15 protein-coding genes are annotated in these 15,253 nt (G+C 64.8%); 12 read left to right on the plus strand and 3 right to left on the minus strand.

What is annotated here, in order from left to right:
- The first annotated feature begins 107 nt into the window (after positions 1-107).
- From FHX33_RS13485 to FHX33_RS13525, 9 genes are all read left to right on the plus strand, one after another.
- Positions 108-1,328: an ABC transporter substrate-binding protein gene (locus FHX33_RS13485; RefSeq protein ID WP_021765391.1), complete on the plus strand. Its 1,221-nt coding sequence runs from the start codon at positions 108-110 to the stop codon at positions 1,326-1,328.
- Positions 1,325-2,275, plus strand: a complete 951-nt coding sequence (locus FHX33_RS13490; protein ID WP_021765392.1) for a carbohydrate ABC transporter permease — start codon at positions 1,325-1,327, stop codon at positions 2,273-2,275. Before FHX33_RS13485 ends, FHX33_RS13490 begins: the two co-directional genes overlap by 4 nt.
- The gene (locus FHX33_RS13495) at positions 2,272-3,186 is read left to right on the plus strand and encodes a carbohydrate ABC transporter permease (RefSeq protein ID WP_021765393.1); all 915 of its coding nucleotides are present in this window, start codon (positions 2,272-2,274) and stop codon (positions 3,184-3,186) included. Before FHX33_RS13490 ends, FHX33_RS13495 begins: the two co-directional genes overlap by 4 nt.
- Before the next feature lie 25 nt (positions 3,187-3,211).
- Positions 3,212-4,027 carry an amidohydrolase family protein gene (locus FHX33_RS13500; protein ID WP_051337071.1) on the plus strand — a complete coding sequence of 272 codons (816 nt, stop codon included), beginning with the start codon at positions 3,212-3,214 and terminating at the stop codon, positions 4,025-4,027.
- Entirely contained in the window at positions 4,024-4,878 is an 855-nt protein-coding gene (locus FHX33_RS13505; RefSeq protein WP_021765395.1) for a fumarylacetoacetate hydrolase family protein, read from the plus strand. Before FHX33_RS13500 ends, FHX33_RS13505 begins: the two co-directional genes overlap by 4 nt.
- A gap of 35 nt (positions 4,879-4,913) precedes the next feature.
- On the plus strand, positions 4,914-5,645 hold the full coding sequence (locus tag FHX33_RS13510; RefSeq protein ID WP_039924107.1) for an SDR family NAD(P)-dependent oxidoreductase: 732 nt from the start codon (positions 4,914-4,916) through the stop codon (positions 5,643-5,645).
- Positions 5,646-6,404: 759 nt separating this feature from the next.
- Positions 6,405-8,192, plus strand: coding sequence for a molybdopterin-dependent oxidoreductase (locus FHX33_RS13515; RefSeq protein WP_021765397.1), 1,788 nt, complete (start codon positions 6,405-6,407; stop codon positions 8,190-8,192).
- Complete coding sequence (locus tag FHX33_RS13520) at positions 8,161-9,201, plus strand: tellurite resistance/C4-dicarboxylate transporter family protein (protein WP_081704115.1); 1,041 nt, start codon at positions 8,161-8,163, stop codon at positions 9,199-9,201. The genes FHX33_RS13515 and FHX33_RS13520 overlap by 32 nt, the downstream gene beginning before the upstream one ends.
- A 185-nt stretch (positions 9,202-9,386) precedes the next feature.
- Positions 9,387-10,184 (plus strand): CPBP family intramembrane glutamic endopeptidase, encoded by a 798-nt coding sequence (locus FHX33_RS13525; protein ID WP_021765399.1) that lies wholly within the window; start codon positions 9,387-9,389, stop codon positions 10,182-10,184.
- On the opposite strand, the gene FHX33_RS22285 is transcribed toward FHX33_RS13525, so the two are convergent.
- Positions 10,104-10,496 (minus strand): DUF2510 domain-containing protein, encoded by a 393-nt coding sequence (locus FHX33_RS22285; RefSeq protein ID WP_420870888.1) that lies wholly within the window; start codon positions 10,494-10,496, stop codon positions 10,104-10,106. The two genes, FHX33_RS13525 and FHX33_RS22285, sit on opposite strands and share 81 nt — an antisense overlap.
- Before the next feature lie 277 nt (positions 10,497-10,773).
- A complete protein-coding gene (locus FHX33_RS13535; protein WP_021765400.1) occupies positions 10,774-11,664 on the minus strand; it encodes an SDR family oxidoreductase in 891 nt (296 codons plus the stop codon).
- Between the two features lie 111 nt (positions 11,665-11,775).
- Between FHX33_RS13535 and FHX33_RS13540 the strand changes: the two genes are divergently transcribed.
- The gene (locus tag FHX33_RS13540; protein ID WP_021765401.1) at positions 11,776-12,345 is read left to right on the plus strand and encodes a TetR/AcrR family transcriptional regulator; all 570 of its coding nucleotides are present in this window, start codon (positions 11,776-11,778) and stop codon (positions 12,343-12,345) included.
- Positions 12,346-12,370: 25 nt separating this feature from the next.
- Here FHX33_RS13540 and FHX33_RS13545 read toward each other — a convergent pair whose 3' ends face one another.
- Complete coding sequence (locus FHX33_RS13545; protein WP_021765402.1) at positions 12,371-12,982, minus strand: TetR/AcrR family transcriptional regulator; 612 nt, start codon at positions 12,980-12,982, stop codon at positions 12,371-12,373.
- Between the two features lie 136 nt (positions 12,983-13,118).
- On the opposite strand from FHX33_RS13545, the gene FHX33_RS13550 reads away from it, so the two are divergent.
- Together FHX33_RS13550 and FHX33_RS13555 are read left to right on the plus strand one after the other, a co-directional pair.
- Positions 13,119-14,321, plus strand: a complete 1,203-nt coding sequence (locus FHX33_RS13550) for a GDSL-type esterase/lipase family protein (protein WP_021765403.1) — start codon at positions 13,119-13,121, stop codon at positions 14,319-14,321.
- Between the two features lie 490 nt (positions 14,322-14,811).
- Positions 14,812-15,135 (plus strand): DUF7882 family protein, encoded by a 324-nt coding sequence (locus FHX33_RS13555; protein ID WP_081704120.1) that lies wholly within the window; start codon positions 14,812-14,814, stop codon positions 15,133-15,135.
- The last annotated feature ends 118 nt before the right edge of the window (positions 15,136-15,253 follow it).

A 15,253-nucleotide genomic window follows, 5' to 3' on the forward strand; every position in this document is an offset into this window, starting at 1 on the left:
CCGTCGCGGCAACGCTCGCCCTCGCCACAGCAGGCGTCCTCGCCGCCCTCACCGGATGTGCGAGTGCAGATCAGTCCGACACCAGTAGTTCGGCCGCCTTCAAACCCGTGACGCAGGACGACTCGTCCCAGATAACCGTCTGGGCGGACTCGACCCGCCTCCCCGCCGTGCAGGCCTATCAGAAGTCGCACCCGGATGTGAAGATGGACATTGTGACCTACGACGGCAGCGCCGACGGGTCCACCTACCTCCAGACCAAGGTGCAGCTCTTCGACCGCACGAACAAGGGATGGCCGGATGTCGTGTTCGGTTCGCCCACGGACGTGACCTGGGCATCGCAGCCGACCGGTCCGAAGGCCGTTCCGTTCGCCGCGCCACTCGACGACGGGCTGGTGAAGAAGGCAACGCTGGACAACTTCGCCAAGGGGTCGCTGACCCCCTGCGAGTTCGACGGTCACACGTACTGCCTCCGCAATGACATCGCCCAGGTGGTGCTCTGGTACAACAAGACGCTCATGGACCAGTGGGGCTACACCGTCCCCACCACGTGGGAGCAGTACGAAGCACTCGGCCTGAAGGTCGCGAAGGAGCACCCCGGATACATTGTCGGCGCCGTCGGCGACACGAACTCTCAGGAGAGCTACTTCTGGTCGAGCCAGTGCCCCGCCCAGCAGCTTCAGGATGACGGCAAGCTCCGCGTCGACCTGCAGGCCAAGGAGTGCACCCGGATGGCGTCGCTCCTCGACAACCTCATTCAGGCGAAGGCTGTGAGCACGCAGGGCTTCTTCAGTCAGGGCTTCGACGGCAGCAAGGTGCTGATGGCGAACGGGCCGTCCTGGTACGGCCAGTACCTCTTCAACTCGGCGTTCAAGACCCCGAAGGGTCAGATCGCCGCTGCGAACCCGATGAAGTGGGACGGTGAGTCGACCGCATACACCGGCAACGTCGGCGGAGGCGTGTGGATGGTGTCGTCGCACTCGAAAAACCTGAAGGCATCGACAGCGCTCACCGAGTGGCTCACCACGTCGGATGAGAACCTTAAGTCGGCGCCGACCTACCCGGCCTACGTACCGGGGGCGAAGACCTGGCTGGCGAACCCAGACAACGCGTCCTACTTCGCCGACGACATCGCCGGTCCGTTCCAGACGGCTGCCGATCAGGTGTGGACTGGATGGTCGAACACGAAGTTCAGTGACGCGACCTCGTGGTCCAGCGTCGTGCTGCCTGCCCTCACGGCGGGAAAGACGTTGACCGAGACGCTTCCCGCATGGCAGACCGCGATCGTCAATGAGGCCAAGTCGGTTGGATACACGGTCACCACGAAATGACAAGCATTGAAACTGAGCGCGTCCCCGCGCTCGTCAGCACCAAGCAGGCTCGCCGTCGCGGAGTTCCGCGGTGGCGGGCCGGCCGCTCCGGCATCTCCGGGTACCTTTTCGTCTCCGGATACACACTCTTCCTGATCGCCTTCGGCATCATCCCAACCGGGTATGCGATCTACCTGGCGTTCACGAACGACAGGGGCCAGTTCACCGGCCTCGGTCAGTTCATCAAGGTGGTCCAGGACTACCGGTTTGGTCCGGCGTTCCTCAACATCGGCATTTACCTGGTCATGTGGCTCGTCCTGGTCATCGTGCTCACCACTGTCGTGGCGGTCATTCTTCGTGCCAGGATGCGCCCACGCACCGCCGCGGTCTTCCGCTTCCTGTACTACATCCCGGGCGCCCTCGCCGGGGTCGCGAGCGTGCTCGTCTGGCTGTTCATGCTCGACCCGGCGGTGAGTCCGGCTTCCGGGCTGTTGCGCGCAATGGGTCTCGGCTCGTTCGCGCAGGTGCTCGCGCCGGAGAATCTCCCCGTCATCCTCGTGCTCATCGCTTTCTGGACCGGGGCGGGTGGCTGGATCGTCGTCATGTACGGAGCGCTCAACAACATCCCCGACGAAGTGCTCGAAGCGGCACGGATGGACGGCGCTGGTCCCTGGCAGTCGGCCTGGCACATTCAGATCCCGATGATCCGCAAGTGGATCGTGTACCAGTCGATCCTCGCCTTCGCCGCCGGTACCCAGCTTTTCGTCGAGCCGCAGCTCCTGCAGACGGCGAGCCTAGGCCGGGTGAGCCCCACCTGGTCACCCAACCAGCTCGCGTACGTGTACGCGTTCCAGCACGGCGACTTCAACGGTGCCGCCGCGATCTCTCTGTTCCTGCTCGCTCTCGGCCTGGTTGTCGCCGCCGTCCTGGTGACCCGCTCCGGCCTGTTCAAGGTAGACGACGAATGACTTCCACAACACTCGACCAGCGCACCGCCAACAGCGGTCGGCGCGTTTCCCGTTTCGTCTCCGTGGGGATCGTGGTGGTGATCCTTGCCCTGCTCGTCGTGTTCTTCGTGCTGCCGGTGATCTGGCTACTGCTCGCGCCGACGAAGACCGCCGGCGACCTCATCCACCAGTTTCCGCTGTCATTCGGGTCGTTCGGCAATGTGGCGACGGCTTGGCAGCATCTTGTCGCCTTCCAGGGAGGTGCGATCTTCGTCTGGCTGAAGAACTCGGCGATCTATTCGGTCGGGTCCCTCATCCTGACCCTCGCGACCAGCGTTCCCGCCGGCTACGCCTTGGCCTTGACCCGGTTCCGTGGCCGCAAGATCCTGCTGTCGATCACCCTGGTGGTGATGATCATGCCGTCAGCTGCCCTGGTGCTGCCGACCTTCCTCGAACTGAACCTGTTCGGGCTGATTGGCACGGTATGGTCGATCATCCTGCCGTTCTCGTTCTATCCGTTCGGTGTCTACCTGGTGTACATCTACTTCGCCACGAGCCTTCCGCGCGACCTGCTCTCGGCCGCGCGCATCGACGGATGCAACGAATGGCAGGTGTTCTGGCGGGTCGCGATGCCGCTGGCAAAACCGGTGGTCGGGCTGATCGCGTTCTTCAGCTTCGTCAACAACTGGAACAACTTCTTCCTCCCGTATTTGGTCCTCCCGAACAGCGATCAATTCCCCATCCAGGTGGGCCTCAATCAGCTGCTGTCGTCGACTCCCTCATTCAACCCGGTCGCCGGAAAGGGACTCAACATCACCAGCCCGGAGCTGGCGTTGGCCATCATCATCGCCATCCTCCCGGTTCTCGTCCTCTTCCTGTTCTCCCAGCGCGCGCTCGTCTCGGGCATGCTCGCCGGTGCGACCAAGGAGTAGACGGACGACGATGAACAGTCCACTCGTGGACACGCATGTGCACGTCTGGGACCCGCGCATCCTCCGCTATCCGTGGCTTAATAACGTCCCCGCCCTTGACCGAACGGTGCTCCCACACGACATCGACCGACAGGCCGGCGCGACCGCGATGATCTTCGTCCAGGCCGGCTGCCTCCCGGAGCAGGCCGGAGGAGAGGTGCGCTGGGTGGTCGGCCTGGACTGGCCGGAACTGTCCGGCATCGTCGCGGACATCCGTCTGGACGGGCCAGGTCTTAGCGATCGCCTCGACGAGCTCGTCAGGGAACCGCTAGTGGTGGGTGTGAGGCACATCCTGCAAGACCATGCGCCCGACACGATCGCTACCGACGCGTACGGTGCCGGTCTGATCGGGCTGGCGGATCGAGGTCTCGTCTTCGATGCGACCGTTCGCGCCGACCAGCTCCAAGAGCTGGCCGACCTCCACAGCCGGGCGCCGGACGCCGTGATCGTCGTCGACCACCTCGGCAATCCGCCGGTTCAGGCCGGATGGCACAGTGACGAAGCCGCCGCCTGGCGTGCGGGCATCCGCGCTGTCGCACACCACTCGAGCGCGAACGTCAAGCTCTCCGGTGTGCGCTTCACGGACGCGGCGGCGCCGTACTTTCGCGAGGCGCTCGATGCGTTCGGATTCAACCGGGCAATGCTCGGCAGCGACTTCCCGGTCGCCGATCCCGGGGAGTGGCGGTGGGAGCGGGTGGCGGACGCCCTTTCTCCCACCGCCGAAAGTATTGACGCTCTACGCTGGCGCACCGCCAACACCGTCTACGGGGTGCAACCCCGACCAGAAAGGAATCCCGAATGAAACTGCTTCGTATAGGCGAGCCCGGCCGCGAGAAGCCGGCTGTCAACGTCAACGGACTCACCCTGGACGTGTCGGAGATAGTTGCCGACTTCGATTCCTCGTTCTTCGAGTTCGACGGTCTCGACGTGCTTCGACGCCGTCTAGCGGATGGGACAGACGGTCTGCCCATCGTCGAATCGGGTACGCGCATCGGAGCTCCGATCGCCAGACCAGGACAGGTCTGGTGCGTTGGCGTGAACTACGCCGACCACGCTGCGGAGTCGGATCTGACGGTGCCGGGCGAGCCTCTCATCTTCGGGAAGGCTTCGCACACCGTCGTCGGTCCGAATGATGACGTATACATTCCTCGGGAAAGCACGAAGACGGACTGGGAAGTCGAACTCGGTGTCGTCATCGGGAAGACCGCTCGGTACCTCGGTGCGGACGAGAACCCGCTGGACTACGTCGCCGGGGTCACGATCTCACACGACGTATCGGAACGCGAATGGCAACTCGAACATGTCGGCCAATGGATCAAGGGCAAGTCCTTCGAACGGTTCAACCCGCTGGGGCCGTGGCTTGTCACTCTTGATGAGGCAGGTGACCTGAACGCTCTCGGGCTGGAACTGGACATCAACGGAGTGCCACAGCAGCGCGGGAACACCAGCGCGATGGTCTTCGACGTCGCCGAAATTGTCCGCTACGTGAGCCAGTTCACCGTCCTGCACCCCGGAGATCTCATCAACACCGGCACCCCGGCGGGCGTGGGACTGGGCCAGCGACCGCCACGCTACCTCTCCGCAGGTGACGAACTCGTCCTGCGGATCGACGGTCTCGGCGAGCAGCGCCAGCGATTCGTTCCCGCGCCATGAGCGCCGACGTGACCACACAGAACTCTGGAGAAACCATGAAGCTCGACGGACTGACAGCGCTCGTCACTGGAGCAGCGAGTGGCATCGGCGAGGAGGTCGTGCGGCGAATGCGCTCAGCGGGCGCGACTGTCGTCGGTCTCGACCGGTCCCGCCCCGCAGGCGACGCCGACTTCCTCGTCGCGGATGTGACGGACCGCAGCGCAGTCGAGTCCGTCATCACCGAGAGATTCGACGGGGCAACGCTCGACATCGTGGTGAACTGCGCAGGGATCGGCGCATCGGGCACCATCGCGGACAACGACGACGACGAATGGCGGAGAGTCCTCGACATCAACGTGACAGGCATCGCCCGCGTGACGGCCGCCGCGTTGCCGCACCTCGAACGCTCGTCGAACGCAGCCATCGTCAACGTCAGCTCGATCGCCGCCTGGGCGGGACTGCCGCAGCGGGCGCTGTACAGCGCCAGCAAAGGGGCAGTGCACGCGCTCACCCTCGCCACCGCCGCCGACTTCGCCGGTCGCATTCGAGTGAACTGCGTCTGCCCGGGCACAGTCGACACGCCGTGGGTCGGCCGCCTTCTGGATGCGTCGGACGACGCAGCCGCCGAACGGGCACGTCTCGAAGCCAGGCAGCCGATGGGTCGCCTCGCCACAGCAGCCGAGGTCGCCCAGGCGATCATCTATCTGGCGTCGCCGGAATCCTCGTTCACGACTGGTACCGCCCTTGCTGTTGACGGCGGGATGTTCGGCTTGCGTCTGCCTCGCTAGTCAATAGGCGAGCTAGCTCTGAGCCGCGCGGTAGAAGCCTCGCTCGTCTGGGACCGCACCGCCAGCTGGTTCGTTTCCGTTTGGAGTACCTGAGGCGCGTATCGCATCGATTTGCAACAGCCCCACGTGGACGCCGGCGATGACAAAGGTCGGCAGCCGTTGTCTGCCCAGTGGATTGTGCGAAATCGGGTCTCCTTGCATGGGGGATGCTCAATCGCGAAGATGCTGCCTCCGACCGCGTGGCGGATGGCCTCGCTGCGGATGTCCGCCGGGTACTGTCCTGCTGATCGAGTGATGCGCGAGCGCGCTTTCAGTGATTTCACGACCTCGATCTGGTCCAGCACGCGGCCGCCAGCCCTGGGATCGTCTGCGAAATGGTCGAGGAAGACGCCGTCAATTTGCGGGGTGTGGAAGCTTGGCTATGTGAGGAGGCCTGGCACTGCGCTGCCGTCGTATAGCAGCCGTGGTGACGTCCCGCTTCGACGCACCAGGTAGCGAGGGCGTCCACGACTGCGGCAACTTACGACACGGGGCGGCCGTGTTTGCGCAGCGTCGACGGATGCACTGCCCAAAAGGCCGTGTTCAAGGAGCGCCCGACGTTCTTCGCTTGCCGCAGTTCGACGCAAGTGTGACTGAGTTGGAAAGCCAGTTGCAGTTTCCCTTGCTGATCGTGGCTCTCGCGGTGATCGGAACCTCAAGACTCGCGGCCTCTGACGGAGAGGTACACTCCACCGTAACTTCTAGAGAATCGGGGGCAATATGGCTGCGAGCGAGGTCCCGCAGACGTCAGCTGCTGAGCAGCGGCGTGAGCAGCTGGCGGAGGTATCGCCTCGGTTCCGGGAGCAGCTGGACACTCGTCGGTACGACCGGGTGGGTCCCGATTGGGCGGGCGGGCTTCCCGCGCAGTACGGAACAGCACCGCGGCTGAAGGTCTGGCCCAACCGCTGGATCAACGTGCTGTGGCTCCTCCCTCTCGTCCTGCTCGCCGGGGTGGTCGCGATCGCGGTCGCCAGGGGTATCGTGACCCTGCCGGCGGTGCAGGACTTCATGCGCACCTACCCGGGAGAGTCGAAGCTCCCGGCCGACGCTCCCGTCGGGTTCCCCGCGTGGCTGCAGTGGCAGCACTTCCTCAATGTGCTGTTCATGATCTTCATCGTGCGTGCCGGGCTGAGCATCCTCGCAGACCATCCGCGGCTCTACTGGTCGCGGCACTCGGTGCCCGGCCGGGAGTGGCTGCGGTTCCAGCGGCCGGTGCCCGACGACCCGACGTACACGGCGAAGGGCGACTCTCTCACCCTTCCCGACAACGTCGGGCTTCCCGGGCGGCGGCACTCGATCGGTCTCGCGCGCTGGTGGCACCTCGGCGTCGACGTGCTGTGGCTGGCCAACGGGATCGTGTTCCTCGTGCTGCTCTTCGTGACCGGCCAGTGGATGCGGATCGTTCCGATGAGCTGGGACGTCTTCCCGAACGCGCTCACCACGGCCATCCGGTATCTGTCGCTGGACTGGCCGGTTGAGAACGGCTGGGTCAACTACAACGCGCTGCAGCTGATCGCGTACTTCATCACCGTGTTCATCGCGGCGCCCCTCGCGATGCTCACGGGTCTCGGGATGTCGCCTGCGCTGTCGACCCGGATGCGGTGGATCAGTCGGGTGTTTAGCATCCAGTTCGCGCGCTCCCTGCACTTCCTGGTGCTGTGCTGGTACCTGTTCTTCGTCGTCATCCACGTGAGCCTCGTGCTCACCACGGGCGCCCTGCGCAACCTCAATCACATGTACGCCGGCAACGACACGCAATCCTGGGTGGGATTCATCGTGTTCATGGTCACGACGGCGCTGCTCGTCGTCGTGTGGGTCGCCGCCACCCCGTTCACCTACCGTCACCCGCGTGCCGTGCGCCGCTTCGGGATGGCCCTGATCGGGCCGGTGCAGCGACTGTTCGAGCACGTCGACGGCAAACCGGGCGAGTACACCGAGAAAGACATCTCTCCCTACTTCTGGTCCAACGGACGGGTTCCCGACAGCGACGAATACCGGCACCTTCAGGAGGACGGCTTCCGCGATTACCGCCTGCAAATCACCGGACAGGTCGCCAAGCCCGCGAGCCTGTCGCTGGCCGACCTGCGCGCGCTACCGCACCATGAGCAGATCACGCAGCACTTCTGCATTCAGGGATGGTCGGGAGTCGCCAAATGGGGCGGGGTGTCGATGTCGACGATCCTCGATCTGGTCGAGCCCACGCCGAACGCGCGCTGGGTGGTCTTCTACTCGTTCGCGGAGGGAGCGGACGGGGGCCTGTACTACGACGTGCAGGAGCTCGCCCAGATGCGGTACGAGCTCACCATGCTCGCCTACGACATGAACGATCAGACGCTGCCGTTCTCGCATGGCGCTCCGCTGCGGTTGCGGAACGAGGTGCAACTCGGCTTCAAGATGGTGAAATGGATCCAGGCCATCGAGTTCGTGGAACGCTTCGAAGACGTCGGCGGCGGCCTCGGCGGATACAACAACGACCATGAGTTCTTCGGCTACCGGCAGTCCATCTGATCAGGCGGCACCGGGGCGCACGCCCCTGACGGTGCGACGGATCGTCACCGGCCTGCCGCCCAACGCCTTCTCGTTCCTGATGGCGACGGGGATCCTCGGCACCGCATTCGTGACCGTCGGCCTCGCGCCGATCGGGATCGTGCTGTTCGTCATCGCCACGGGAGGACTCCTCGTGCTGCTCGCCGCGCTGGTCGCGCGAGTGCTGACGGCCACAACCGCCCTCGCCGCCGACCTGCGCGATCCGAGCCGCGCCTTCGGCTTCTGGACCGTGGTCGCGGCGTTCGATGTCGTGGTCGCGCTGGGCCACGCCCTCGGAATCGGGTGGATCGCCTGGCTCGCCGTCGCCGTCGCGGTGCCGGTCTGGGCCGCCCTCACCTATGGGATGCTCCCCGCGCTCGTCCTCCGCGCTTACCGCCGGCCGTCCGCGAAGGACGTGGACGGCTCCTGGTTCCTGTGGGTGGTCGCGACCCAGTCCGTTTCGATCATCGCCTCGCTGCTCTCGGCCGGAATCGTCGCCTTCTCGTTCTGGGGAGTCGGCGTCGTGCTGTACTTCCTGCTCGCCGGTCTTCTCACCGCGCGGTTCCTCGGCACGCGGCGCGGGCCAGGCACGGTCGCGCCGACCGCCTGGGTGGTCATGGGCGCGACGGCGATCTCGGCGTTGGCGGCGGCGCGGATCGTCCAGAGCGGCGAGCTGCCCGTCGTCGCGCCATTCGTCCTGGGCGCCGGACTGGTGCTGTGGGCGTTCGGAACCTGGTGCGTGCCCTTCCTCATTGTGCTGGGGGTCGTGCGCTACCTCGTGCGGCGTGAACCGATCCGCTACGAGACCGGGCTCTGGTCCGTCGTCTTTCCCCTCGGGATGTACGCGACCGCGACGCTCGCTCTCGCGACGGCGCTGGGATCGCCGCTGCTCAGCGGCATCGGCACCGCCGTGCTCTGGATCGCCGCACTCGCCTGGATCGCGGTAGCCGGCATCGGTGCGGCGACGGGCATACGTAGACTGAGGCGCTGAGAGGGCACTGGCGCAGCACAATTCGTAGCGCGGCGAAATGAATTTCGGCGTGAGCCTGTAAATTGGCCGAGAGTCGTTTCAACACGTGAGCGCCGCGAAGGGACATCCACTTGAGCATCGTCACATCACCTCGGCCCGAGTCCGGTTGGTCTGCGTTCTGGAATCGGGGTGGGTGGTGGAGGGCCGTGCTCGTTGTCGTCGTGTACGCCGTCCTGTACACGGGTGTCTCGCTGCTTCTCCAGACTGCTTTCAGCGTCCAGATCGATACAAGGAACCTGTTCGCCACACCGGGGAGCGTGTTCTTCGCTGTTGGCGCTGGTGTGCTCGTCGGCTCGATCCTTGTCGGGATCTTCGTGTCAACGGTCCGGTGGTGGCGACCACTGTTCGCGCCCCAGCCGGTCAAGGGCAGCTGGTGGATGTGGATCGCTGTCGCCCTCGTCGTCCTCCCGGCGATCCTGCGTATCTTCGGCACCGACTGGTCGGCCTACTCGGCCGGCACCGTCATCGTGACGTTCATCTTCGCGGGACTGCTCGTCGGTTTCGTCGAAGAGATGCTCACCCGCGGCATCGCGGTCAAGCTCCTGCGCGACAGCGGATACAGCGAGCGGGTCGTAGCCGTGCTCGCCGCCACGGTCTTCGCCCTGCTGCACCTGGTCAACGCGATCGGCACCGGAATCAACGTCACCGTCCTGGCCACGGTGGCATACACATTCGGCTTCGGCATCGTGATGTATCTCGTGATGCGCGTGACCGGGAACCTCACCTGGGCGATCCTGCTGCACGCCATCACCGACCCCACACTGGCCCTGGCCAACGGCGGCATCGACACCTCGAACGGTGGCGCCGCCAACCCGCTCCTGACGATCGCAGGGCTCCAGAACCCGATCGTGATCATCTTCGGCCTAATCGCGATCATCTTCATCCGCGGCCGTGTCACCCAGAGAAACCACGCCGCAGAACCGGAGACCACAACCGCTAGCTGACGGCGCTGTGAACCAAGTCGCCTGCTCGTTCATGATGGATGTTATCGCTGGTGTACTGTCATCAAGCGTTCCCGTCGATCTCGTAGTCGCCTGCTGAACGATGCTGGTCAGATTTCCAGGTATGAGGACCGAACCGATTCCGGCGGACGCCGCTGACAGGCTGAAGGCCAGGGCTAGTGCGCCACCCACCCGCGTGCTAGTCGGGATCCTTCGAGGAGACTTGGTCGTCGGCGCAGCGGTAGAGACTGGTGCTGTGACGGCCACCGGCTGTCCGGTGTGAGTCGTCCACGCGGACCCATCCCACCAGCGCATCTCGGAAGTGTTCACGAAAACGAGATCGGCGCCAACTGGTGCGCATAGCCACCAGCGTCGCCGTCTGTCTTCGGCGGAGGGTTTTACCGAAGTCGCCTGTGCAAGCCGCCCAAGCGTAAGCGAGACTGGGCAGCCGCCAATTGGCTGACTGCCCAGTCTCTCAACCACGACGAAGGGGGGGATGCCGTCGTGTTGGGACTATACCTGACGGTGGCGGCGGCGGACGGTCAGAGTGGCACCGGTCGGGCTGCCATAACCGTCGAGACGCGGCAGCGGCTTAGTGCTCGAGGGGCGGGTAGTCGCCCGCCTTAAGGTCAGCGAGAAGACTTGGGTGTGTCGGCTCCCAGTCGTAGGTCTCGCGGGTCCAGGTGCTCGACGCCGGTTGGTCGAGGGCGAAGATTTGCCCGAGTGGTCCGAATGTCTCAGCGGGTACCTGCTGGACCGGCATTCCAAGCTGCTCTCCCATGATCGTGGCGATTTCGAGCATCGAGTTGCCCTCGTCACCCACAGCGTTGACCGATGTTCCAGGTTCACCCTTCTCGATCATGAGGCGGAACAGGGTGGCGGCATCACGGCGGTGAACGGCAGGCCATCGCTGGCTGCCGTCGCCGACGTACATGGATACACCGGATCGTTGAGCCGCCTGGATGAGGATGCCGGCGAAACCGTACGCGACGTACCGCTCATGCACTGATCGTGGCAAGCGAACGGTCGAGGTGCGCACGCCCTGGGAGGCGAGGTCCAGGATCCTGCGGGCGTTGATGCCCCGTCCACCGACCGGACCGGTGGTCGCTATCGGGTCATGCTCCGTGGCCGGGCGACCGGTCGCGAATGTCGTGCCCGACACGATCGAGAACGGCTTGTCCGAACCGATGAGGGCGGCCCCGATGGTGTCCATCGCCAGTCCTTCCTCCGCGATGCTGCGTTCGAGGTCGGTGAAGTCATTGCTGAAAGCAAGGTGGATCACGCCGTCTGCCTCGCTCGCTGCTTGGGTGAGCACATCCAGATCCCCGAGGCCACCCCGCACCGGCGTGCCGCCCGCGGCAATGACCTTTGCTTCGGATGACTGGGAGCGGGCGAGGCCGACGACCTCGTGCCCGTGAGCGACGAGCTCCTCCGTGACGGCCTGGCCGATTCCTCCGGATGCTCCAGTGATGAAGACGCGCATTGAGTACTCCTCCTGACTGTGGTGGATATCGAGCCGGCACGGTGATGCGACTGATGTCCCATCACTGTATCACTGTGATGCGACACCAGTCCCATCGCTTAGCATAGGCTCATGCCCCGCTGGGAACCCGACGCACGCGAACGTTTCGTCAGCGCCGCCCTGCAACTGTTCACAGAGCAGGGATACGACGAGACAACCGTCGCGCAGATTGCTGACCGCGCTGGCCTCACCCGCAGCACGTTCTTCCGGCACTTCAGCGACAAGCGCGAGGTTCTCGCCGCTGGGCAGGGCACCTTGTCCGCGCTCTTTGCGGAGGGGATCGCGAGCGCGCCGCGGGACGCCAGCCCGCTCACGGCGGTCGACGCCGGGCTCGCCAATGCGGCTTCCGCCATGACCCCGTTCAACCGTGAGCTCGGACCCCGGCTGGAGGCGGTCATCGCCACCAGCACCGAATTGCAGGAGCGTGCCCTGCTCAAGAAGGTTGGAATGGCCGCGGCGATAGCCGACGCGCTCCGCGCCCGCGGTGTCCCCGATCCGGCAGCCGACGCTGCCGCCGAGCTCGGAGTGCTCGCCTTCAAGGAGGGGTTCGCAGCCTGGGCCGCCGGCGACGGCGATGATCTCGCCGCATTGACGTCGGCGGCTCTCGACCGGCTCCGTTCCGTTCTCACGCAACTTGGATAGACGAGCCCCGTTCTTGCGGTAGTCCTCAATGGGCCGCTTCGAGCCCGTCGAGGATGATGTCGATTCCGTTGAGGAATTCGGTCCGGTCGTCGTGCGCTCGAAGCTGGTCGGCCATGCGGTTGACGAAGGGGTACTCGACCGGATCGAGGCTCTGCCACCGGTCAGCGACAGTGTCGAGGAAGTCCTCGCGTTCCTGCCCGGCGGCCAGGGTGTGCGTGTTGAACGCGTTCTGTCGTCCGACGCCGACAATGTAGTCCACCAGGGTCGAGACAGCAGTGAAGAGGAAGCTGTCCGCCAGGCCGAGTTCTTCGAGGGAGCGCCCGAGCTTCTCCCAGAGTTGCACCGTCGCGGACTGCCAGGGCACCGCGAAGAGTTGCTGACCGAGCCACGGATGGGCGTCGATAGCGGTGAACACTCCGAGCGCTATGCCGTGGATGGAGGCTCGCGGTGTCGGTCCACTGGTGGGTGGCTCGAGTGCTCGCGTGAGGATGCTGTCGCTTGCAGCTGCGACGATCTCGTCCTTGTTCTGCACGTGCCATTGGATGGCGCCGTGACCTGTCTGCAGCTCGGTGGCGAGGGAGCGGAACGTGAGGCCGCCCGGACCTTTGGTGTCGAGGAGCGCGATCGCCGCGTCCACGATGCGATCACGGCTAAGCGCAGATGATCCCGACTTCGATGCGCGACGTGCCTCCGACATTCCCCTATCCTGACACGTCTGGTACGTCGTACCATAGCTGGTACGTTGTACCAAAGTCGATGGAAGGGGTCGGGGAATGAGAGAGCACACTGCCGAGGCGGCGACGCAGTGGCGGCCGACATGGGGCCAGGCTGTCTCTGACTTCCGTGGCGAAGACGACGAGCCAGGGTTCGCAGACGTCACCGTCCGAATGGTTGTTCCCGCGAGCCTGGGAGGCAGCTTGGTCCGGGTCGAGTTGAGCAACAGGTTCGGTGTCTGCCCGGTTCGGATCGGACGGGCCGCGATCGGCGTCGGCGGGCGGTTCGTCGAGCTGGCCTTTGACGGGCAACGGTCGCTCGAGATTCCGGTGGGTGAGTCACGCTGGTGCGACCCGGCCGAGTTGGCGGTCCAGCACGGTGACGAGATCAGCATCGACGTCTATCTGCCGGAGTCGACCCCATACGCAACCGCGGGAGGATTTCACTTCGCCCGATCACGTGCCGGCGACTTCGTCGGAGTCCAGCCCTTCCCACTGGAAGGGACCGCGGTGACACCCATCGACGAGGCTCGCGAGTTTCCTGCACCGAACACCGGCACCAGCGCACAGCCCGACGGAAGTGGCTGGTCACTTCCGGCGGGAGGACCCTTCCTACGCACGATCGAGGTCGCAGGAACGGCGCGGGCTGTAGTCGTGGCGCTCGGCGGATCGAGCACGGCAATGGGATGGCCGCAATACGCCGCAGCCGTCCTTCCGGCTGACGCCCGGATCGCCGTCGTGAACAGAGGCATCTCTGGCAATCGCATCCGCCTCAACGCACCGCAACAGTCTCCATCCTGGGGGCTGTCCGGCTTAGCCAGGTTCGACGACGACGTACTGGACACCTCCGGTGTCACCCACGTCGTGATCGCGTACAACAGCAACGACTGGGGCCTCCCCGGCCGTGTCACCCCCTGGGACGAGATGCCCACGATCGAGGAACTGATCGACGGCTACGAGCGACTCGTCGAGAGGGCCAAGGAGGCTGGTCTCAGCGTGATCCTCGCCACCGTCACGCCACTTGCCTCTGAGCTCTTTGCCGACCCTGACCGTGAGCGGATGCGCTCGGCGCTGAACAACTGGATTCGTGGTTCGCGCCTCGACTACGTCGACTTCGACGCAGCGATACGCTCCCGGACCGATCCGTCCCGCCTCGACGGCGATTACGCGGCCCCGGACGACACGCACCCCAACATCAATGGCGAGAAGCGTCTCGCGAAACTCGTCGCGGACTCGGTCGCATCACTCTGGTCAGAGCAGTGATGCGGCGGAGATACTGGCGCGAAATCGGTGCTGAGACGCAGCACGCGCGAGGGCCTGTAGCGAGTGCTTTGGCTGGCTTCTCAGTCGCAGGGTTACCGCAGTAAAGCTGACATGGGCAGAAGTGTCGATTCGCTAGGGTCGTCATGCGCTCCATCGCGACGAGGTGCAACCGTCCGAATTCCCGGGCGGTAGGTGTCGATGACCGGCGCGTCGGCCGCCCCGCTGACTCGCCGCCATCACGCTATCGTCTTGTCCTGCGGAACGCCTATTTAGGGCGACGGCCGAGCGGTTAGGACTCGGCCGTCGCAACCGGGAATGCAGTACCGTCGTCCGCCCCAGCGGTCCGACCTGCCATCCGGTATGGAATGACGGTACCTTCGAGGAAACAGCGCCCTCAACCGATTGCCCGTCACCTCATCCGGTGGTAGCTGAAGTGTCAGCCAGGCCCACCGTCTCCCACCCGATACGGTAGGCGCGGAGGTGCTGAATCGTGGGATATCTGGTGTATGACGGGACATCACGCATCCAACTCGAAGACCGGGTGCTGGCGCATGTCGAGATGGTTATCATCCTAAAGTTTCGCCGTCGCGAAGGATTCGCGATGCGATGGCGGGATAGCTCCGCATCTGGAGACGGGCGAAGTGTGATCTGGCTGGATCCATCGATGCCGTTGCGCCTTCACTATGAGGGTTCGAGGCCGATCGCGATCAACAAGGAGTGGCTTGAAGCTCTAGCCTCCGCGGCCGCAACTACCAGTGGATTGGAACTTGTCGATGAGGAAGGTGAGGCTATCACCGGCACCCTCGTCTCGTAGGCTGCCAAGGATGAAGCCCCTAGGCTGGCTTTGGGTTGTGGCGCACGCCTTCACCCAATCGGGCCCCGGCTCCTCCCCTCCCCCTATGGCCCGGGAGCCGGGGCCCAATTCTTTCGTG

The organism is Leifsonia aquatica (assembly GCF_014190775.1).
Taxonomy (GTDB): domain Bacteria; phylum Actinomycetota; class Actinomycetes; order Actinomycetales; family Microbacteriaceae; genus Leifsonia; species Leifsonia aquatica.

Coding starts and splice junctions, on each gene's coding strand:
- FHX33_RS13490 (WP_021765392.1), top strand. CDS start 1,325: ATGACAAGCATTGAAACTGAGCGCGTCCCCGCGCTCGTCAGCACCAAG.
- FHX33_RS13495 (WP_021765393.1), top strand. CDS start 2,272: ATGACTTCCACAACACTCGACCAGCGCACCGCCAACAGCGGTCGGCGC.
- FHX33_RS13505 (WP_021765395.1), top strand. CDS start 4,024: ATGAAACTGCTTCGTATAGGCGAGCCCGGCCGCGAGAAGCCGGCTGTC.
- FHX33_RS13510 (WP_039924107.1), top strand. CDS start 4,914: ATGAAGCTCGACGGACTGACAGCGCTCGTCACTGGAGCAGCGAGTGGC.
- FHX33_RS13515 (WP_021765397.1), top strand. CDS start 6,405: ATGGCTGCGAGCGAGGTCCCGCAGACGTCAGCTGCTGAGCAGCGGCGT.
- FHX33_RS13520 (WP_081704115.1), top strand. CDS start 8,161: ATGAGTTCTTCGGCTACCGGCAGTCCATCTGATCAGGCGGCACCGGGG.
- FHX33_RS22285 (WP_420870888.1), bottom strand. CDS start 10,496: ATGCGCTGGTGGGATGGGTCCGCGTGGACGACTCACACCGGACAGCCG.
- FHX33_RS13535 (WP_021765400.1), bottom strand. CDS start 11,664: ATGCGCGTCTTCATCACTGGAGCATCCGGAGGAATCGGCCAGGCCGTC.
- FHX33_RS13540 (WP_021765401.1), top strand. CDS start 11,776: ATGCCCCGCTGGGAACCCGACGCACGCGAACGTTTCGTCAGCGCCGCC.
- FHX33_RS13550 (WP_021765403.1), top strand. CDS start 13,119: ATGAGAGAGCACACTGCCGAGGCGGCGACGCAGTGGCGGCCGACATGG.